Origin of the sequence: Amycolatopsis sp. NPDC049159 (assembly GCF_040648295.1) — a bacterium.
GTDB lineage: Bacteria > Actinomycetota > Actinomycetes > Mycobacteriales > Pseudonocardiaceae > Amycolatopsis > Amycolatopsis pretoriensis_A.
The window spans coordinates 75,173-93,467 of sequence record NZ_JBEZDL010000022.1; the positions used below are offsets into that span (position 1 = coordinate 75,173).

An 18,295-nucleotide genomic window follows, 5' to 3' on the forward strand; every position below is an offset into this window, starting at 1 on the left:
TCATGACGTCCGACGCGCTGAACGACCCGTTCATGACATCCAGCGAGCCGCCACCGCCGGCGGCGGGGTCCAGCCGGCGGCGGGGCCAGCCGACCGACCAGCACCCCCGCGGCGGCGCGCCTGCTGTCATGAACGACCCGTTCATGACGTCCGGCGCGCTGAACGACCCGTTCATGACATCCCGCGAGCCGCCACCGCCCCCGCATCCGGCTGCCGCCGATCCACGTCGGCTTGATCCACTCGATCGTGACTGACCGTGTCCGGCGTGTCACACAGCAACCCCTGACCTGGGTGACCCATGATGCGAGCGTCGCGAAATGAACAGTGGGCAGTTCGGCACGGACTCGGCGCGCCTCGCACGTCAAGTCGACGCGCCGTTCTAACGTGGGCACCCACAACGGTGAAGAAGAGATCGGGGAGGCGAGAACAATGCGGGCGCTGCGAGTGGTCGGGCTGCACGAGGACGGCAAGTCCATCGTGCTCGAAGACCCGGCGAGCCGCACTCGCTTCCTGCTCCCGGCTGATGAGCGACTGCGTGCGGCGGCGCGGGGGGACATCACCCGCCTCGGCCAGATCGAAATCGAGTTGGAGAGCCAGATGCGGCCACGCGAGATCCAGCAGCGCATCCGCGCCGGCGAGTCCGTCGAGCAAGTCGCCGCGAGCGCCGGTGTCAGCACACAGCGCGTCGAGCGCTACGCCTACCCCGTCCTGCTCGAGCGGTCGCGCACCGCCGAGCTCGCGCAGAGCGCGCACCCCGTCCGTGAAGACGGCCCCGACGTGCAGACGCTCGGCGAGGTCGTCGCGTACGGCTTCGGCGTGCGCGGGCACGACTACTCGCAGGCCACCTGGGACTCGTGGAAGGGCGACGACGGCCGCTGGGTCGTCGTGCTCCAGTGGAAGGCCGGCCGGTCGGACAACCGCGCGCACTGGGCGTTCTCCCCCGGCGCGCACGGCGGCACGGTCACGGCGCTCGACGAGAACGCCGAGGTCCTGCTGGACCCGAACGCCTACCGCCCGCCCCGGACGGTCCGTGCCTTGGCCCCGGCCCGCGAAACGGAGTTCCAGCCGACGCTGGACTCGGTGGCACCGGAGCGCGCCGAACTGCCGTCGGCCGAGCCGGACCCGGACGACGACACCCGCGAGATCCCGCGCGTGCCGGCGGACCCGGAAGAAGACACGGCCGAGCAGCCGCGGCCGAAGGCCAAGAAGAATCACCCGATCGTGCCGTCCTGGGAGGACGTGCTCCTCGGGGTCCGCTCGCAGCGCGGCTAGTCCACCCGCGCCGCGAGCGTCTTCGGCGCCACCTGCCGGTACGCCTCGCGCACGATCCGGCCGACCTCGGCCCAGTCGACGTCGACGTCCAGCCGCACGCCCAGCCACCCGCGGTGCCCGACGTACGCCGGCCGGAAGAAGCGCTCGGGCTCCCCGCGCACCAGCTCCTCCTGCACCCCGGGCGGCGCCGGGCACCAGAACGCGAGCCTGCCGTCGCCGTGGTGGTCGTCGGCGAACATCACGAAGGTCTTCTTGCCGCGCACGAACCAGGCGGGCGACCCGTGGCTGAGCCGCTCGGTCGCCTCCGGCAGGGCCAGGCACACCTTCCGCAGCTCGTCCAGCGGCTCGCCCATCAGGCGCCGCCGAAGGCGATCACCAGCACGCCGATCCACGCGATCACCACACCGCCCGCGGCGCCGTACGCGGCCCACCGCAGGATCGGCGTGCGCCGCACCAGCCACAGCGACGGCGTGATCCCGCCCGTCACGACGACCGACGCCACCAGCGCCAGCCACCCGCTGGTCTCCCGCGCCAGCGTCGAAGCCAGCGCCAGCATCGCCACGACGACCACGGCCGCGATGAACGCCGACACCGTCAGGCCGGTCGGCCACGGGGTCGGTTCGCCGGGCGGTCCCGGCGGGCCCAGCACGGCGCGGACGAACCGGTGGCCGGGTTCGGGTTCGCGCGGCGGCGGCTCGACGACCGTGTCCGCACCCGTCACCGGGTCCACGAACCGGACGGTCGTGCCCATCACCGACGCGAGCCGGCCCGCCAGCTGGCGGCCGCGCTGCGAAACGACCGCGCTCGCTTCGGCACCGGAATCGGCCGAGACGGCGGCCGCGACGCGGGCCCATTCGTGCAGGGCCTGCGCCAGGTCGGCGCCGATCGCGAGCTTGTGCGGGTCCACCTCGCGCGCGTGCTCCCCGCCGGGGCCGGCCAGCACGGCGCGCTCGCCGCGGATCCGCAGCTCCATGGTGTCCTTTCGCCAGACTGGGGGATCACTTTAGCCACCCGGAGCCAGTTCGTAGAAGGCAACGGCGGCAGCGGTCGCGATGTTCAGTGAATCGACTCCGGCCGGCATGGGTATCCGGACCGCGTGATCAGCCGCAGCCAGCGCCGCTTCGGTCAGCCCGGGACCCTCGGCACCGAAGAGCAACGCCACCCGACCGGGCGCGTGCGCGCGCAGTTCACGCAGGGAGACCGACCCCGGCCGCGGGGTGAACGCCGCGACGGCGAACCCGCGCGCCCGCAGGTCGTCGAGCCCGCCCGGCCAGTCCTCGAGGTGCCCGAACGGCACGCGCAGCACGTGTCCCATCGAGACGCGCACGCTGCGCCGGTACAGCGGGTCGGAACAACCGGGCCCGAGCAGCACCCCGCCGACGCCGAGCGCGGCCGCGTTCCGGAAGAGCGAGCCGAGGTTTTCGTGGTCGCCGACGCCTTCCAGCACGGCGATCGTGGCGGCACCGTCGACGACTTCGGAAACCGTGAGCGGCGCCGGCCGGTCGGCGACGGCGAGGATCCCGCGGTTGAGGTGGAACCCGACCACGTCGGCCATCGTCTCCGCGGACGCGACGTACTGCGGCGCCTCGATTCCTTCGAGTTCGGCCGCCAGTTCGGCGAACCGCCGTTCGACCCCGAGCAGCGCGCGCACCGGGTAGCGGGACGCCAGCAGCCGGGACACCACGACGGTGCCTTCGGCGATGACGAACCCCCGTCCACCAGGCCGGTCCGGGCGCCGGTCCGCTGTGGACAGCTCGCGGAAATCGTCGACCCGCGGGTCGTCCCGATCGTGGATGTGGATCACGCCCATCCGCCCAGTGTGTCACCCGCTTGCCGGGCACCCGACTGGTCCGAACGTCGACACCCCGGTGCTGCGAACGGGTCCATTTTGCTTTCGGTTAACCCCTCGTGACGGAGAGCACCAGTTTGGCCGCTAGCACGGGTGCATCGCCTGTGTAACGGTTGTCCGCCAGGACCTGAAACACGTCCTAGTTCCACGCCGACGCAAAGCAGGGATGGTCATGGGGATGGACCTCGCGGCTCGATCGTTCACCACGCTGGACCGCGGAAGGTACCGCCGCAAGGTGCAGCGCTGCCTGGACACGTTGGCCCGCATGCTCACCGACGGCAGCTTTTCGTTCCCCCGCAAGAACATCGGTCTCGAGGTCGAGCTGAACCTGGTCGACCGCGAGCTGCGCCCGTCGATGACGAACACCGCCGTGCTGGAGGCGCTGGACGACCCGTCGTTCACCACCGAGCTGGGCCAGCACAACATCGAGCTGAACGTGCCGCCGCGGCCGCTGGCCGGCGATTCGGCCCTGCAGCTCGAAGACGACCTCCGCGCGTACCTGGCCACCGCGGCCTCCAAGGCGCGCGACACCGGGTCGGCGCTGGCCATGATCGGCATCCTGCCGACGTTGAAGCACGAGCACTTCGACCAGAAGTGGCTCACCAACAAGACCCGGTACTCCACGCTGAACGACCAGATCTTCGCCGCGCGCGGCGAACGCACGGTGCTCGCGATGGAGGGCGCGCCGCTGCCCGGCCAGCAGCCGGAGCGGTTGCGCAGCTACGCCGAATCGATCCTGCCCGAGGCCGCGTGCACCAGCGTGCAGCTGCACCTCCAGGTCGCGCCCGAGGAGTTCGCCGCGCACTGGAACGCGGCGCAGTGCCTGGCCGGGTTGCAGATCGCGCTGGCGTCCAACTCGCCGTTCCTGCTGGGCAAGGCGCTGTGGCACGAAACGCGCATCCCGCTGTTCCTGCAGGCGACCGACACCCGGCCGGAAGAGCTGAAGAACCAGGGCGTCCGGCCGCGCGTGTGGTTCGGCGAGCGCTGGATCACGTCGATCTTCGACCTGTTCGAGGAGAACGTCCGCTACTTCCCCGGCCTGCTGCCGGAAACCGACGCCGAGGACCCGATCGAGGCGCTCGACGCGGGCCAGGCGCCGAAGCTGACCGAACTGCGCATGCACAACGGCACCATCTGGCGCTGGAACCGCCCGGTGTACGACGTCGTCGACGGCCTGCCGCACCTGCGCATCGAAAACCGCGTCCTGCCCGCCGGGCCGACGGTCGTCGACACCGTGGCGAACGCGGCCTTCTTCTACGGCGCCCAGCGCGCGCTCGCCGAGGCGGAACGCCCGGTGTGGAGTCAGATGTCCTTCCAGGCCGCGGAGGAAAACCTCTACGCGGGCGCGCGCCGCGGGTTCGACGCGCAGCTGTACTGGCCGGGCATCGGCTGGATCCCGCCGGACGAGCTGGCGCTGCGCGTGCTGCTGCCGCTCGCCCACGAGGGCCTGCGCCGCTCCGACGTCTCCGACGAAGCCCGCGAGCGCTACCTCGGGATCATCGAACGCCGCTGCCTCGCGCGGCGGACCGGGGCGACCTGGCAGCGCGACTACGTCCTGCGCGCGCAGGAACGCGGGCTGGACCGGGAGGCGGCGCTGAGCCTGATGCTGGGCCGCTACCTGGAGCTGTCGGAGTCGGGCGAGCCGGTGCACACCTGGACGTTGAGTGATTGACCGCTAACCTGAGCCGATGCCGAAGATTCTCGGTGCGTCGCTCGAGGCCCACCGGCGCGAGGTCCGGACGCGGGTCTTCGACGTCCTGCGCGCGCAGCTCTACGAACGCGGCTTCGACGCGATCACGCTCGCCGGGGTCGCCGCCGCGGCCGGCGTGGGCCGGACGGCGCTGTACAACCACTTCCCCGACAAGGAGAGCCTGCTGGTCGCCTTCGTCGAGGACGAGGCCGCCCAGTACGTCACGAAGCTGACCGAAGCCGTCGAGGCCCAGGCCGATCCGGCCGACCAGCTGGCCACGTTCGTCCGGCTGCAGCTGCGGGTGCTGGCGGAGTACCACATGCCGCCGGGCACGGCGCTCGCGTCGGCGCTGGCGCCGGCGGCGTACCGGCGGATCAGCGCGCACGCGGACCCGATCACCGACCGGCTGCGAGCCATCCTCCTCGGCGGCGTCGACCTGGGGCGCTGGCCGGCCGAGGACCCGGACGTGCTGATCCCGATGATCACCGCGGCCCTGGGCAACCGCACCCTGGTCGACGGCCCGCCCGAGCAGCTGGAAGACGTCATCGAAGCCTCGGTGCGGTTCGTGCTCCGGGCGGTCGGCGCGTCGATTTAGGGTAGCCTAAGCCGGGATTGTGCCCTACGATCTTTCTGACAGCGTGTCAGATCGATCGCCGGGAGGCCTGCCCATGTCGGTGACCACGGACGCCCGCCCGTTCTCGGCGACGCTGCGCGCGTCGACGCTCGAGGTGCACGAGAAGGCGAACTACTCGACGTACATGCGCGCCCTGCTCGGCGGCGAGCTGTCCCAGGAGGGCTACACCCAGCTGGCGATCCAGTACTACTTCATCTACGGCGCCATCGAGGCGGCGAGCGACGCGATGGCGGATCACCCGGTCGGGGGCGAGTTCGTCTTCGACGAGCTGCGCCGGCTCCCCAACCTGGAGCGCGACCTGGCCCACCTGGTCAGCCCGGACTGGCGCACGACGATCACGCCGCTGGCTTCGACGCGGGAGTACGTGGCACGGGTGCGCGAAGCGTCTTCGTGGGCCGGCGGCTACGTGGCCCACCACTACACGCGCTACCTGGGCGACATCGCGGGCGGCCAGGCGATCCGCCGGCTGCTGGAGCGCCAGTACGACGTCGCCGAGGCGGGCACGCTCTTCTACCACTTCGACGGCATCGGCAGCGCTCCCCGCTTCCGCGACCAGTACCGCGCGAAGCTGGACAGCGCACCGTGGGACGAAGCCGAGCGGGCGCGGGTGATCGGCGAGACGCTGGTGGCGTTCGAATGCAACGTCGCGGTGTTCGACGAACTGGCCACCCGGCTCGACGAATACCGCACCGCCTGAGCCCGGACCGCGACCGTCGATGCTGCCGCACCCGGGGCCGCATGATCGTCGTCACAGCTCGTTGACCTCCAGTTAAGTCCAGGTAGCAGGCTCGGTTTCGGGTGGCGGCCCCTCGGGTACGCCATTCACGAGCCGGTCATCCCACGCGGTGACCACGACGCGCCCCCGCTCGCCGCGGAGAGGCGTGTGCTACTAGGTTCGATACCGGAAACTTGTGTCGAAGACAGAAGGAGGGCCAATGGCCCGCTACGAGCTCCCCGATCTCGACTACGACTACAGCGCCCTCGCGCCGCACATCTCCGGCGAGATCAACGAGCTGCACCACAGCAAGCACCACGCGACCTACGTCAAGGGCGCGAACGACACGCTCGACAAGATCGCGGAAGCCCGTGACGCCGGCAACTTCGGCGACATCGTCGGCCTGCAGACGACGCTCGCGTTCCACCTCGCCGGGCACGCGAACCACGTCGTGTGGTGGAAGATCCTGTCGCCGGAAGGCGGCGACAAGCCGACCGGTGAGCTCGCCGCCGCGATCGACGAGGCGTTCGGCTCCTTCGACAAGTTCAAGGCGCAGTTCACCGCCGTCGCGACGACGATCCAGGGCAACGGCTGGGCCGCGCTTTCCTGGGACCCGATCGGCAAGACGCTGATCACCCAGCAGCTGCGCGACCACCACAACAACCTGGTGCTGCCGACCGTCCCGATCCTGCTGGTCGACGTCTGGGAGCACGCGTTCTACCTGGACTACAAGAACGTGAAGCCGAAGTACGTCGAGGCCCTGTGGAACATCTACAACTGGGCGGAGATCTCCAAGCGCTTCGACAACGCCGTCGCCGGCGGCAACGGCCTGCTGCTCGGCTGAGCTCGTCCGGGAACGGGGTCCTCCTGCACGGAGGGCCCCGTTTTTTCGTCGGCGGGTGAAATCGCTTGACCTCGAGTGTGGTCCAGGTGTTTGGCTTGGTGCATGGACGTCGACGCGTATCTGGACCGGCTGGGGGTGCGGCGGCCCGCCGCGGCCGACCTCGCGACCCTGCGCCACCTGCAGGAGCGCCACCTGAGCACGGTCCCGTTCGAAAACCTGAGCATCCACCTCGGCGAGCCCGTCGAGCTGACCGAAGCGGCCCTGTTCGCGAAGATCGTGCGACGCCGGCGGGGCGGGTTCTGCTACGAACTGAACGGCCTCTTCGCGGCGTTGCTGCGCGAACTCGGCTTCTCCGCGACCCTGCACGCGGCGCAGGTCTTCCACGCCGACGGCACCCTCGGCCCGCCGCTGGACCACGCGGCGATCGTCGTCGAACTCGACGAACCCTGGCTGGTGGACGTCGGTTTCGGCCGCTTCGCGCGGCACCCGCTGCGCCTGTCCGGTGTGGACGCCCAGCGCGACCCGGACGGCGAGTTCCTGCTGCTGGACACCCCGGACGGCGACGTCGACGTGCTGCTGGCCGGAAAGCCGCAGTACCGGCTGGAGCGCCGCCCGCGCCCGCTGGCCGACTTCGTCCCGATGGCGTGGTGGCAGTCGACGTCCCCCGAGTCGCACTTCACGCGCTCGCTGACCTGTTCCCGCCCGACGTCCCAGGGCCGCGTGACGCTGTCGGGCGACAAGCTGATCGAGACCGTCGACGGGGTCCGGAACGAGGTCCTGCTGCCGACCGAAGCCGCGATCCGGGCGGCCTACCGCGTCTACTTCGGGCTCCCGCTGAAGCGCCTGCCCACTCCGCCGGGTGGGAGCCCCTTGACGAGCGGGACGCTCAGCCCGACACTGCCGTGACGTGAACGAAGCCCCGGCCTGGGGTTCCCAGGGCCGGGGCTCCGTCCGTTCCCGAACTGACTGCCGCTCCCACCACGAAGCGGACATGCATGAGGTTAGCCTAACCTCATCTCCCGAACAAGAGGCCGGTCGAGGAGACTCGGATCTCACTCGTTCGAGTGACCCTTCCCGCGGAAACCCCCGGTTTTTGTCGGTGCGTGTCGATACGGTCACAGCGTGAACACAAGGGGGAACTCCAACCGCACCGCGGCGCTGATCGTCGTCGCCGTGCTGGCCTTCTTGGCCGTGCACGGCGGCGCGGCCTGGCTGGTCATACACACCTTCGCCAAGCCCGTCGCGCTGCCCGAACCACCGAAGGAACTGCCGAGCCCGTGGCCGGAACCGGGCGCGCACCCGGTCCGGGAGGCGCCGATGCCCACCGGCGAGCTGGCCGCGGCACTGCCGGACTACACGTCGGGCCACGTGCTCTGTTCGGCGCTGCCCGAACCGACCTGGGCGAGACTGCTGGGCGGCCCGGTCCGGCGCGAGGTGTCGGTGGTCTTCGGCTGCACGGTCGTCACCACCACCCTCCGGCTCAAAGCCGAGCTCAGCGACGGCAAGCTGATCGTCCCGCCCGGCCCGGTGGAGCAGACGTCGATCGGCGGCCGCGAAGCCAGGCTCTCCTCGTCGACCTACGGCAAGCACTCGACGGTGGTCGTCCGGCTCCTCGGGCAGCGTGCGCCGAGCTGGGCCAAGCCCGTGCTGGAGGTTTCCCTGGAGCAGGACGTCTGGGACCGGACACCCCGGGACCTGGCGAACCTCGTCCGCGACATCGGGGAGCGCATCGTCGGCGCCATCACCACACCGGGGCCGGCACTGCCGACGGACGGCACCGGCGACGCGATCCCGGTCCGCGAGGCGGGCCCGGCCCCGGGCACCGGCATCGTCGACGCGCCGACGCCGCTGATCGCCTGGCAGCTGTGCTCCGCGCTCTCGCAATCCACCGGGCGCCCGCTCGAGGAGTTCGTCCCGAAGCACGACGGCCGCTGCGAACACCGGGCGGACGAGGAATACCAGGTCCAGGCATCGAGCAAGGAGCGGCTCACGGAGTCGCTCCCGGACACGATCGGCGGCCGGCCCGCCGATGTGGAGAACCCATCGGTGACGATCCAGCTCACCGGCGACTCACCACAACAGGTGCAGCTCGCGTGGCCGTCCCCGAGGAAGTCCGACGAAGAACTGCGAGCCTGGGCCGAGTCCCTGCTACCGCGCTTGCGCGGCAGCTAGACCTTCGACCGCTTCACACGACTGCGGCTAACGCCGGGGGTGACCGCTCATGTCTCCGTCGACGAAAGTAAGCGCGGCGGTTGCACTTCATCCACAAGAGCGACAACCGACGCAAGCAGATCCTCGACCCCATCGCGGAGTTGCATCCGGCGGTCACGATCTACGACGGCTCGGCACACGAGCGCAGGCGGCAGCGGTCGACCCGGCTGCACGGCTGCGAGGCACTGGAGTACCGCCACCATCGCGCTCACGAAGAGCCCATGCTCGCGATCCCTGACGCGCTCGCCTGGTGCCGGCAAAGAGGAGGCCCCTGGAAGGCAGGAGCGACGGAATTCGTCTCGGACGTCAAGGTCGTCTGATCCCGGAAACGCGAAACCCCGCCCGCCCACCGCTCGGAAGGCTGCCGGGTCCACTTCGCCCGCCTAATGGCGGGAGCACAACCTCCCACCCCGGCCAGCCAACGCAGCAGCTAGACCTTCGACCGCTTCAAAACTCGAAGCCCGAACCCCCGCTGCACCGGCCACGAAACGCCACCCCGCCGGATCAGCACCACCGCGCACACGACCGCGGCCAGCGCCGAAACCGCGCCGCCGATGTAGAAGGGAGACCGCCCGCCGAAGGCGTCCGCCATCCAGCCGACCATCGGTCCGCCGATCGGGTTGCCGCCGATCAGGACCAGCACGTACAGGCCCATCACCCGGCCCCGCATCTCCGGGCTGACCGACGTCTGCACCAGCGCGTTCGCCGTGTTGAGGAACGTCATCGTCGCGAAGCCGAGCGGGATCAGGCCGAGGCCGAACGTCAGGTACGTCGGCATGAACGCCGTGAGCAGTTCGAACACGCCCAGGAAGAAGGCCGACACCAGCATCAGCCGCACCCGCGGCCGTCCCTTGGTGCCGCGCCGGGCGGACATCACCGCGCCGGTGAACGTGCCGACCGCGACCAGCGTGGAAAGGAGGCCGTAGCCGTCGGCGGCCGTGTGGAACACGTTCGCGGCGACGATCGGCAGCGAGCTGAAGTACGTGATGCCGAACGTGCTGACGAACAGCACCAGCACCATCACGGTCATCAGGTCGGAGCGCCGCCGGACGTACCGGAGGCCCTCGACGAGCTGTCCCTTCTCGCGCGGCACCGCCGCGACGCGGAACAGCTTGTCCGGGTTCATCAGGACCAGGCCGATGATCACCGCGACCGTGCTGACCGCGTTCGCGATGAACAGCCAGCCGGTGCCGATCCAGGTGATCGCGAAGCCGGCGATGGCCGGGCCGACGATCCGCGCCATGTTGAAGATCGACGAGTTGAGCGCGACGGCGTTCGCGATCTGGTCGCGGCCCACCATCTCGGCGACGAACGACTGCCGCGTCGGCACTTCGAGCGACGCCGTGATGCCGAGCGTGAAGCACAGGACGTAGACCTGCCACAGCGCGACGATCCCGCTGATGTCGAGCACCCCGAGGACGACGGCCTGCGCGCACGCGGCGACTTGGATCCAGGTGAGCAGCCGCCGCTTGTCGACGCGGTCGGCGAGGACGCCCGCCCACAGCGAGAGGAACAGCGTCGGCGCGAACTGCAGCGCGACGGCCATGCCGAGGGCGATCGGGTTGTTGCCGCTGAGGGTGAACACCAGCCAGTCCTGGGCGATGCGCTGCATCCAGGTGCCGATGTTCGAGATGACCTGGCCGGTGAAGAACAGCCGGTAGTTGCGGACCCGCAGCGAGGCGAACATGCTGCCGCGCTTGGACGGGGACGGTGGCGAAGCGGACGGCGGTGGCGCCGTCTCCCGGGTAGCAGTGGTCTCGGTGGAACGCTTCGTTTCGCTACCCGTGGCCGTCACCGTGGTTAGTTCCCCGCCATCCTGTCGATGATTTCGGCGGCTTTGGAGAGCACTTCGCGCTCTTCGTCGCCGAGTTCCGCCAATTGCCGGTCCAGCCACGCCTCTCGCACCGAGATGGCCCGCCGCACGTAGGCGAGTCCGCTCTCGGACAGCTCGACGATGGCTTGCCTGCCATCGGTCGGGTGCGGGCGCCGCTCGACGAACTTCATCTCTTCGAGCGCGGCGATCACCCTCGTCATCGAGGGCGGCTGGACGCCTTCCTTCGCGGCGAGCTGCCCCGGGGTCAGCGCGCCGCACTTGTGCAAGGTGGACAGCGCAGCGACCTGCGTGAGCGTGAGGTCGTCCCCGACGCGCTGTGCCCGCAGCCGGCGGTTGAGCCGGACCACCGCGAGACGCAGACGGCTCGCCAAAGAGCGTTCGTGCGTGTCGCCGGACATATAGTTAGCATACCTTACGAAACTTCGGCCGCACGGGTGATCTCCGTCAAGCGGCAACCTGGAACACGGTCACGCGTCCTCACGAGGGAAACCCCGGGGGGTCGGATGAACAAGAAGCTGGTGGGCTCGGCCGTGGTCGGCGCGGCGGTACTGGCGATCGTGGCGGCGCAGTTCCTGAGCAGCGGCCCGGACGCCGCCCCGGCGGCCGCCCCGCCGCCATCGCCCGCACCCTCGATCGTCTCCGGCGGGCTGGAGGTCTACCGGCTCGCGGACGGTCCCGGCCAGGCGATCGAGATCCCGGTGCCGGCGGACTGGGCCGTGAACCGCGACGGAGAGCGGGCGAGCTACCGCCGGGGTGAGCTCCTGCTCGAGACCGACCGGGTGCCGATCACGCAGGAAGACGCGCTGAGCGGGCTCAAGGCGGTCGCCGGCCGGCAGGGTGGCACGGTCGCCGGGCACGCCCCGATCGCCGACTTCGACGCCGCGGAATGGAACTTCACCTACGACCGCGACGGCACGCCGCGGCGGGTGACGGTGGTCGGCCTCGGCGCCGGCGAAGCCTTGGTGACCGTCCGGTTCGACGCCCCGGCCGCCGACTTCGAGCGCGACCGGGGCGTCTTCGACGAAGCGCTGAAGATCAGGAACTGAACGCGGCCTGGATCGGCCCGACCGCGAAGTACGCCACGAAGGCCAGCGCGATCACCCACATGAGGGGGTGCACCTGGCGGGCCTTGCCGGTGGCCGCGCGGATCACGACGTAGCTGACGAAGCCGGCGCCGATGCCGTTCGCGATCGAGTACGTGAACGGCATGACGACGATGGTCAGGAACGCGGGCAGCGCGATCGAGTAGTCGGTGAAGTCGATGTCGCGCACCTGCGCCATCAGCATCGCGCCGACCACGACCAGCGCCGGCGCGGCCGCTTCGACCGGCACGACCTGGTAGAGCGGGGTCAGGAACATGGCGGCGATGAACAGCACGCCGGTGACGACGTTGGCCAAGCCGGTCCGCGCGCCCTCCGCGATGCCCGACGCCGACTCGACGAACACCGTGTTCGAGCTGGCCGAGCCGAACCCGCCGGCCGCGCCCGCGAGGCCCTCGACGAACAGCGCCTTGCCGACGTTGGGCAGCTGGCCGTCCTTCGGCAGCAGGTCGGCTTCCTTCGCGAGGCCGGTCATGGTGCCCATGGCGTCGAAGAAGTCGGCGAGCACCAGGGTGAACACCAGCAGGCAGACGGTGATGATCGGCAGCCGCGTCCAGGCGCCGAAGGAGACGTCGCCGACCAGCGAGAGGTTGGGCAGGCCGAGCACCTGGTCCGGCAGCGCCGGGTAGCCGAGGTTCCAGCCCTTCGGGTTCGTGCCCTGCGACGGCCCGGCCTTGACGATCGCCTCGACGACGATGGCCAGCACCGTCGACGCCAGCACGCCGATGAGGATCGCGCCCTTGACCTTCCGCACCACGAGGATGCCGGTGAGCAGCAGGCCGACGACGAACACCGCGGTCGGCCAGGAGGCGATCGAGCCGTTGATGCCAAGGCCGACCGGGACGGTGGTGTGCGCGGCGTCCGGCAGCCGGCGCACGAACCCGGCGTCGACCAGGCCGATCAGGCAGATGAACACGCCGATGCCGACGGCGATCGCGGACTTCAGCGCGGCCGGCACGGCCTTGAACACCGCGGTGCGGAACCCGGTGAGCACGAGCAGGACGATGATCACGCCCTCGATGACCACCAGGCCCATCGCCTCGGGCCAGGTCATCTGCGGGGCGATGGTGACCGCGACCAGGCTGTTGATGCCGAGGCCGGTCGCGATGGCGAACGGGTAGTTCGCGACCAGGCCCATCAGGATCGTCATCACGCCGGCGACGAGCGCGGTCACCGCGGCCACCTGCGAGACGGGCAGGATGCCGCCGAGGAGGTCCTTGTGCGCGCCCGCGTCGTCGGCCGAGAAGCTGCCGATGATGAGCGGGTTCAGCACCACGATGTAGGCCATCGTGACGAAGGTGACCAAGCCGCCGCGCAGCTCGCGCGGCACCGTCGAACCCCGCTCGGTGATCTTGAAGAACCGGTCCAGTGTGGACGTCCCCTCGCGGGTCGTCTCCTGCTCCGCCATTCGCCTGCCCATTCTCTCGCTGCTGCGGAGTACCCTGCACCTCGTGAGTGAACCGATCAATCCACCGGAGGTTACGGGCTCGTTGCGGCACACGCCGGAGCTGCCCAAGAAGCTGACCGACCTGACGCCGGTGGTGATCGTAGGCACCTCGATCTGGGCTGTCGCGCTGGTGGTGCTCTTCTTCACGAGTCCGGGGCTGTGGGTGCAGACGGCGCTGTCCGGCTTCGCGCTCGGCTTCGTCGGCATGGCGATCATCGGCTGGCAGCGCGCCGCCGCCCGCCGCGGCTCGAAGTCGGCCCAGCGGCTCTGAGGCTAAGCGAGCAGCGTCCGCGGTGACGGGTCGTCGAGCAGCGCGGTGATCAGGTGCCGGTCGGGCCAGCGCCCGGCCGCCCAGGCGAACGCGCGGGCCAGGCCCTCGGACGTGTCGGCCGCGTGCAGCCGGCCGTCGGACCACCACTGGACGTCGTGCTCCGCGCCCTGGATCGACACGGTCAGCGGGTCGTGCACCAGGACACCGCCGTCGGGCAGCCGCACGCCGAGCTGGTCGGCGACGAGCTTCAACGCGGGCAGCTCGGCCCAGGGCGCGTACTCACCTCGGCTGGTGACCTCGGCGGCCGCGGTGCTCGCGAGCGGCAGGTCGAGCAGGTCGGCGAGCCGCTCCGGGTCTTCCGGGGCGACCACGTACTGATCGGGTTCGAGCGCCCCGGCCACCCACGGCACGTCCAGCACGAGCGCGTCGGTCACGACGGTCCCGTCCGCGGCCCGCACACCCCGCGGCGCCCGCGGTTCGAGCCCCGACTCGACGACGGCGTCGTAAGCGCGAGCGATCAGCCCGGCCGAGACCACGCGATCCGGGTCGGCGAGCCGGCCAAGGAGGTCGTCCGCTTCCTCCACTGTGGACAGCGCGAGGTCCGCCCGCACCCCGGCGGCCGCGAGGAGCTGCTCGCCGAGGCCGAGGTCGGGCACCACGTCGTAGAGCCCGGCCAGGTCGGCGTCCGGCAGGCGCCACTCGTTCGGCGCGAACCCGTCGAGCACGGCGTACTGCGCGATCCACCAGGCAGCGTGGCCCCGCGGCGCACGCAGGGCGTGCCAGGTTTCGGGCCGCGCGGCGAGCAGCCGCAGCGCGGCGGGCCAGGAGTCGTCGGCGACGAGGTCGAGGTCCCGGATCGCGACGAGCGTCGACGGCGGCTCCGGCAGCGAGTCCCACCAGGATTCTTCGTCGGGCAGGTCGTGGTCGGGTTCGTGCGGCTCGTCGTCGACGACCAGCGCGAACGAGTCGAGCACTCCCGCGGCCTTCAGCGTGTCGGCCGGCCAGTCCTCGGCGAAGTCCTCATCGAGGACGTCGAGCGCACCGTCCTCCTCGAAGACCTCTTCGTCGAAGACGTCGATCAGCGGCGACGCCGGCAGTACGAGTTCGTCGGCGCGGCGCCAGGAATCGTTGGCGGGCAAGGCAAGCGCCCCGACCCACCGCGGCGCGTCGTCCCCGCAGTCGGCAATCAGCCGGAGCACGGCACCGGCGAGCGTCGTACCGTCCAATCCGGACCGCACGTCCTCGACACTGCGCTCGACGGCGTCCCGCAGCTGATCGGCGTTGAGCAGCTCCCGCGCGTCGGCGTGCTTGGCCCCCAACCGTTCCAGCAACGGGTGCGACGCGGCGGGGTGCACCAGCCGGAGTCCCGGGATGTCCACATCGGACAGCAGTTCGAGCAGCTCCGCCGACCCCTCGACGAGCAAGCAGCCCCGAGCGCCCGGCAAGGTCCGGCCGTCCGACAGCGGAACGGGCAACCCGTCCAGCTTCTCCGCGGCGACGGCGTGCGAGTCGACGGCGATCGCGAGCGCGGCGTAGACCTCGCGCCACCAGCCGGGATCCCGGCTGACGCCGGTAAGCGTTTCCAGCACCTCTTCGATGCCGACAACCTGCCCGGAAACAGCTTTCAGCGCTTGCGCCGGCACGTTCCCCTTGACCAGACCCGGCACGAAGTCGGCGAGCAGTTCCGGCAGCCCGGGCACATCGACGTCGAGAACCCTCGCCTGCCGCCCGGAAATCTCCTTCTTGTCCTGAGTGGACACCCAAGTTTCGTTGCCGAGCACGGAAAGCACTTCGTCACTCAATTTGGCGTCCACAGTGGACTTCGGAAACCCGGGCGTCGGAACGAGCGCGAACCGGTGCTCGGCCGGCAGCAACCGCACAAGCCCGACGTACTCGGCAGCAGCCTTCTCCAGCGCCTCGGTCAATTCAGGCCCGGGCAACACCCGGCGGCGCGAAGGTTCGACCGGAACGGAAGCGAGCAGCCGCGCGGGCAACGACAACGCGTCATCGGTGGGCGTAGGAGCACGCAGAACGTCTTCCTTCAGCGGCTCGGGCGCACCGTCCCGACCGACCGGAACCGCCCAGACGACGTCACCACGGTGGGTCAGCCAGCGAGTTTCCCCCGCGGGTCCCCGAATTTCGACGACGTCCCCTTCGGCAGACCGAGTCCAAACGCGACCCCCGACCTCGAACTCGGCCAGCCACGGCAAGGCGAGCAACAGGTCGGCGACGTCACGCGCGAGCTCTTCGAGGAGAGCGCCACCATCGACGTCGTCCCGCAACGGAAGCCGGACTTCGGTGTCGAAGCCGTCCGGAACTTCTTCGTCCACCGGCCACGGCAGCCGCAGAACGGGAACATCCCCCTCGATCCCGGCGGCTTCCCGGGTCAGCTGAGCGGAAAAGGCAACCCCACCGGTGCGGGAAACGACCCGAGGTTCGTCAGAAACGGTCCGCACGGCGGCAAAGCCGACCCCGAACCGCCCGACGGTCTCGCCGGTCTTCCCGGAAGCCCGCAGCGAGGCAAGCGAAGCAACGCCCCGAGCGTCAAGCGGCGCCCCGGTGTTGGCGAACCGGAGTTCCCGTCCGTCCACAAGGGACGCCCGAACCCGCCCAGGCCGCTGAGCGGCCATGGCGGCATCGGCGGCGTTCTGGGCGAGCTCGACGAAGAGCCGATCCCGATAGGCCCCGACCCGCAGGTCGCACTCGACGTTGGTGTCTTCGATCAGCCGAGTCGGCGAGTCCCGCCAAGCGCGCAAAGTCGCCTCACGAAGCCGCCCGGTGCCGAAGGCATCGTCCCCACCCGGCTCAGTGCTCAGACTGCTCACCAGCACCATCGATCCGAGCCCGGCTCACGGGCTCCTCGGTGACCACATTGTCGGCGAGCACGGCTTCCGGCAGGTCAACTTCCTCGACGGCCTCGGCCTGCTCCGCTGCAGCAGCCTTTGGCGCGGCAACCGCACCGGTCACGTCAGCCTCAACCACCGGCTCGGCAGCAGCGCCAGTCACCTCGGCCTGGGCCGGCTCGGCAACCGCCTGCTCGGCCTCCGCCGCCACCGGCTCGGCAACCGCATCCGTCACCTCGGCCTGGGTCGGCTCCGCCTCCGCGGGAGCGGCAACCTCGGCAACCACGGGCTCGCCCTCAGCCACCTCGGCCTGAGCCGGCTCCGCGACTGCCGGTTCGGCAACCGCATCGGGGACCTCAGCCTGGGTGGGCTCGGCGACCGCGTCAGCCGCTTCCGGCTCCACAACCGCATCCGTCACCTCAGCCTGAGTCGGCTCCGCCTCCGCCGGGGCAGCAACCTCGGCAACCACCGGCTCGCCCTCAGCCACCTCCTCCGGCTCGGCAACCGCCTCGGTCACGTCGGCTTGGACCGGCTCCGCGACCGCACCGGCCGCCTCAGCCTCGACCACCGTCGCGGCCTCGGCCGCCTCCGGCTCGACCTCCGCCGGTGACACGTCCGACTCCGCGACCGCCGTCTCCGGCTCCGCCGCCGACGTCTCGACCACCGGCTCCGCCACCGCCAGCTCTGCCTCCGCCGGGGTCTCCGCCTCCGGATCCACCGCCGACGTCTCCGCCACCGGCTCAACCGGCTCAGCCACAGTCTCCGGGGTCTCCGCCACCGGCTCCGGGGCCGGCGTGAAGTCCAGCAGCGAATCGTCGTACACCAGCTCTGCCACCGGGACCGAGGACGTCACCTCGACCTCGATCTCCGAGTGCGCTCCGCACCCGTACTCCACGTCGACCACGTGGCCGTCCGCCGGGGCGATGTCGTTGCTGCACACCCCGAACACGCCGCTCAGCGAACCCGCCAGCTGGACGAAGAAGCCGCACGTTCCGCACACGTCCGGGGCGCTGCGCGCCATGTCGGACCTGGGGCCGAACTCGCCGCTGTGCCAGCGGGTCGCCGCCTCCGTGCGGCCGTAGCGGGACAGCACGTGGACCCGGCCGAGGCCCGCGTCGCGGGAGACCTCCTCCACCGCCGGGTCGTCGGACTGGAGGTAGGCCGGGGCCAGGCGGGGGTCGTTCTCGTCCGTCGGGAAGATGTCGCCGACGCCCAGGTCGCCCGCGCGCACCCGGCGCTCCCACGGGACCCACGGCGGGGCGATCAGCGCGTCCGGACCGGGCACCAGGACGACCTCGCTGACCGTCACCGGCTCTTCGTCGCCCGCCAAGGCGACCGTCACCGACCAGCGCCAGCCGCCGTAGCCCGGTACCTGGGCCTCGAACAGGTGACTCGCCGTGACCGCGTCTTCGCGGGTGACCCCCACGTGGGCGCCGAGCTGGTCCTCGGGCGCTTCGTCCAGCACCGCAGCTCGCGCGAACTCCACCGCGTCGGCGAGTTTGCGCTGCACGGAACCGTCGTCCAGGGTCAGCAGCAGAGTCATGCGGCCAATTGTGCCGCACGCATCCGCGGCGCCCGTGCCAGG

The 18,295-nt window shown here is 70.7% G+C and carries 19 protein-coding genes; 11 read left to right on the forward strand and 8 right to left on the reverse strand.

Annotated features, from left to right (window positions below):
* Positions 1-2 precede the first annotated feature (2 nt).
* Both AB0B33_RS35250 and sepH read left to right on the forward strand, forming a co-directional pair.
* Positions 3-254, forward strand: coding sequence for a hypothetical protein (locus AB0B33_RS35250; protein ID WP_360779934.1), 252 nt, complete (start codon positions 3-5; stop codon positions 252-254).
* A gap of 175 nt (positions 255-429) precedes the next feature.
* On the forward strand, positions 430-1,272 hold the full coding sequence (gene sepH / locus AB0B33_RS35255) for a septation protein SepH (protein ID WP_247017958.1): 843 nt from the start codon (positions 430-432) through the stop codon (positions 1,270-1,272).
* Here the strand turns inward: sepH and AB0B33_RS35260 are convergent.
* From AB0B33_RS35260 to AB0B33_RS35270, 3 genes are read right to left on the reverse strand one after another with little or no spacing between them, the layout of a single operon-like run.
* Positions 1,269-1,625, reverse strand: a complete 357-nt coding sequence (locus tag AB0B33_RS35260) for an MmcQ/YjbR family DNA-binding protein (protein WP_247017957.1) — start codon at positions 1,623-1,625, stop codon at positions 1,269-1,271. The genes sepH and AB0B33_RS35260 overlap by 4 nt on opposite strands.
* On the reverse strand, positions 1,625-2,245 hold the full coding sequence (locus tag AB0B33_RS35265) for a DUF2537 domain-containing protein (protein ID WP_360779938.1): 621 nt from the start codon (positions 2,243-2,245) through the stop codon (positions 1,625-1,627). Before AB0B33_RS35265 ends, AB0B33_RS35260 begins: the two co-directional genes overlap by 1 nt.
* 30 nt (positions 2,246-2,275) lie before the next feature.
* Positions 2,276-3,082 (reverse strand): RNA methyltransferase, encoded by an 807-nt coding sequence (locus tag AB0B33_RS35270; RefSeq protein WP_247017955.1) that lies wholly within the window; start codon positions 3,080-3,082, stop codon positions 2,276-2,278.
* A gap of 211 nt (positions 3,083-3,293) precedes the next feature.
* Between AB0B33_RS35270 and AB0B33_RS35275 the strand changes: the two genes are divergently transcribed.
* The 7 genes from AB0B33_RS35275 (at position 3,294) to AB0B33_RS35305 (ending at position 9,535) form a co-directional block, all read left to right on the forward strand.
* Entirely contained in the window at positions 3,294-4,793 is a 1,500-nt protein-coding gene (locus AB0B33_RS35275) for a glutamate-cysteine ligase family protein (protein ID WP_247017954.1), read from the forward strand.
* 16 nt (positions 4,794-4,809) lie between these two features.
* Positions 4,810-5,406, forward strand: coding sequence for a TetR/AcrR family transcriptional regulator (locus AB0B33_RS35280; protein ID WP_360779943.1), 597 nt, complete (start codon positions 4,810-4,812; stop codon positions 5,404-5,406).
* Positions 5,407-5,479: 73 nt separating this feature from the next.
* Positions 5,480-6,142: a biliverdin-producing heme oxygenase gene (locus AB0B33_RS35285; protein ID WP_360779946.1), complete on the forward strand. Its 663-nt coding sequence runs from the start codon at positions 5,480-5,482 to the stop codon at positions 6,140-6,142.
* Positions 6,143-6,380: 238 nt separating this feature from the next.
* Positions 6,381-7,004, forward strand: a complete 624-nt coding sequence (locus tag AB0B33_RS35290) for a superoxide dismutase (RefSeq protein ID WP_247017949.1) — start codon at positions 6,381-6,383, stop codon at positions 7,002-7,004.
* 102 nt (positions 7,005-7,106) lie between these two features.
* Entirely contained in the window at positions 7,107-7,910 is an 804-nt protein-coding gene (locus AB0B33_RS35295) for an arylamine N-acetyltransferase (protein ID WP_360779950.1), read from the forward strand.
* 216 nt (positions 7,911-8,126) lie between these two features.
* Entirely contained in the window at positions 8,127-9,176 is a 1,050-nt protein-coding gene (locus tag AB0B33_RS35300) for a hypothetical protein (RefSeq protein ID WP_360779954.1), read from the forward strand.
* An 80-nt stretch (positions 9,177-9,256) separates the two neighbouring features.
* Entirely contained in the window at positions 9,257-9,535 is a 279-nt protein-coding gene (locus AB0B33_RS35305) for a hypothetical protein (protein WP_360779956.1), read from the forward strand.
* Positions 9,536-9,645: 110 nt separating this feature from the next.
* Here AB0B33_RS35305 and AB0B33_RS35310 read toward each other — a convergent pair whose 3' ends face one another.
* Together AB0B33_RS35310 and AB0B33_RS35315 are read right to left on the reverse strand one after the other, a co-directional pair.
* Positions 9,646-10,902: an MFS transporter gene (locus AB0B33_RS35310; protein WP_247017946.1), complete on the reverse strand. Its 1,257-nt coding sequence runs from the start codon at positions 10,900-10,902 to the stop codon at positions 9,646-9,648.
* Between the two features lie 113 nt (positions 10,903-11,015).
* Positions 11,016-11,447 (reverse strand): MarR family transcriptional regulator, encoded by a 432-nt coding sequence (locus AB0B33_RS35315; RefSeq protein ID WP_247017945.1) that lies wholly within the window; start codon positions 11,445-11,447, stop codon positions 11,016-11,018.
* 105 nt (positions 11,448-11,552) lie between these two features.
* Between AB0B33_RS35315 and AB0B33_RS35320 the strand changes: the two genes are divergently transcribed.
* Complete coding sequence (locus tag AB0B33_RS35320; protein WP_360779961.1) at positions 11,553-12,095, forward strand: hypothetical protein; 543 nt, start codon at positions 11,553-11,555, stop codon at positions 12,093-12,095.
* Here the strand turns inward: AB0B33_RS35320 and AB0B33_RS35325 are convergent.
* Positions 12,085-13,557, reverse strand: coding sequence for an NCS2 family permease (locus AB0B33_RS35325; RefSeq protein ID WP_247025489.1), 1,473 nt, complete (start codon positions 13,555-13,557; stop codon positions 12,085-12,087). The two genes, AB0B33_RS35320 and AB0B33_RS35325, sit on opposite strands and share 11 nt — an antisense overlap.
* A gap of 82 nt (positions 13,558-13,639) precedes the next feature.
* On the opposite strand from AB0B33_RS35325, the gene AB0B33_RS35330 reads away from it, so the two are divergent.
* The gene (locus AB0B33_RS35330) at positions 13,640-13,867 is read left to right on the forward strand and encodes a DUF2530 domain-containing protein (protein WP_247025488.1); all 228 of its coding nucleotides are present in this window, start codon (positions 13,640-13,642) and stop codon (positions 13,865-13,867) included.
* A gap of 2 nt (positions 13,868-13,869) precedes the next feature.
* On the opposite strand, the gene AB0B33_RS35335 is transcribed toward AB0B33_RS35330, so the two are convergent.
* Both AB0B33_RS35335 and AB0B33_RS35340 read right to left on the reverse strand, forming a co-directional pair.
* Positions 13,870-16,701, reverse strand: coding sequence for a molecular chaperone Hsp90 (locus AB0B33_RS35335; protein ID WP_360779963.1), 2,832 nt, complete (start codon positions 16,699-16,701; stop codon positions 13,870-13,872).
* Positions 16,673-18,253, reverse strand: a complete 1,581-nt coding sequence (locus AB0B33_RS35340; RefSeq protein ID WP_360779965.1) for a DUF3027 domain-containing protein — start codon at positions 18,251-18,253, stop codon at positions 16,673-16,675. The genes AB0B33_RS35335 and AB0B33_RS35340 overlap by 29 nt, the downstream gene beginning before the upstream one ends.
* Positions 18,254-18,295: the final 42 nt, after the last annotated feature.

Coding starts and splice junctions, on each gene's coding strand:
- AB0B33_RS35335 (WP_360779963.1), bottom strand. CDS start 16,701: ATGGTGCTGGTGAGCAGTCTGAGCACTGAGCCGGGTGGGGACGATGCC.
- AB0B33_RS35285 (WP_360779946.1), top strand. CDS start 5,480: ATGTCGGTGACCACGGACGCCCGCCCGTTCTCGGCGACGCTGCGCGCG.
- AB0B33_RS35310 (WP_247017946.1), bottom strand. CDS start 10,902: ATGTTCGCCTCGCTGCGGGTCCGCAACTACCGGCTGTTCTTCACCGGC.
- AB0B33_RS35295 (WP_360779950.1), top strand. CDS start 7,107: ATGGACGTCGACGCGTATCTGGACCGGCTGGGGGTGCGGCGGCCCGCC.
- AB0B33_RS35325 (WP_247025489.1), bottom strand. CDS start 13,557: ATGGCGGAGCAGGAGACGACCCGCGAGGGGACGTCCACACTGGACCGG.
- AB0B33_RS35250 (WP_360779934.1), top strand. CDS start 3: ATGACGTCCGACGCGCTGAACGACCCGTTCATGACATCCAGCGAGCCG.
- AB0B33_RS35315 (WP_247017945.1), bottom strand. CDS start 11,447: ATGTCCGGCGACACGCACGAACGCTCTTTGGCGAGCCGTCTGCGTCTC.
- AB0B33_RS35275 (WP_247017954.1), top strand. CDS start 3,294: ATGGGGATGGACCTCGCGGCTCGATCGTTCACCACGCTGGACCGCGGA.
- AB0B33_RS35260 (WP_247017957.1), bottom strand. CDS start 1,625: ATGGGCGAGCCGCTGGACGAGCTGCGGAAGGTGTGCCTGGCCCTGCCG.
- AB0B33_RS35290 (WP_247017949.1), top strand. CDS start 6,381: ATGGCCCGCTACGAGCTCCCCGATCTCGACTACGACTACAGCGCCCTC.
- sepH (WP_247017958.1), top strand. CDS start 430: ATGCGGGCGCTGCGAGTGGTCGGGCTGCACGAGGACGGCAAGTCCATC.
- AB0B33_RS35280 (WP_360779943.1), top strand. CDS start 4,810: ATGCCGAAGATTCTCGGTGCGTCGCTCGAGGCCCACCGGCGCGAGGTC.
- AB0B33_RS35320 (WP_360779961.1), top strand. CDS start 11,553: ATGAACAAGAAGCTGGTGGGCTCGGCCGTGGTCGGCGCGGCGGTACTG.
- AB0B33_RS35270 (WP_247017955.1), bottom strand. CDS start 3,082: ATGGGCGTGATCCACATCCACGATCGGGACGACCCGCGGGTCGACGAT.
- AB0B33_RS35265 (WP_360779938.1), bottom strand. CDS start 2,245: ATGGAGCTGCGGATCCGCGGCGAGCGCGCCGTGCTGGCCGGCCCCGGC.
- AB0B33_RS35340 (WP_360779965.1), bottom strand. CDS start 18,253: ATGACTCTGCTGCTGACCCTGGACGACGGTTCCGTGCAGCGCAAACTC.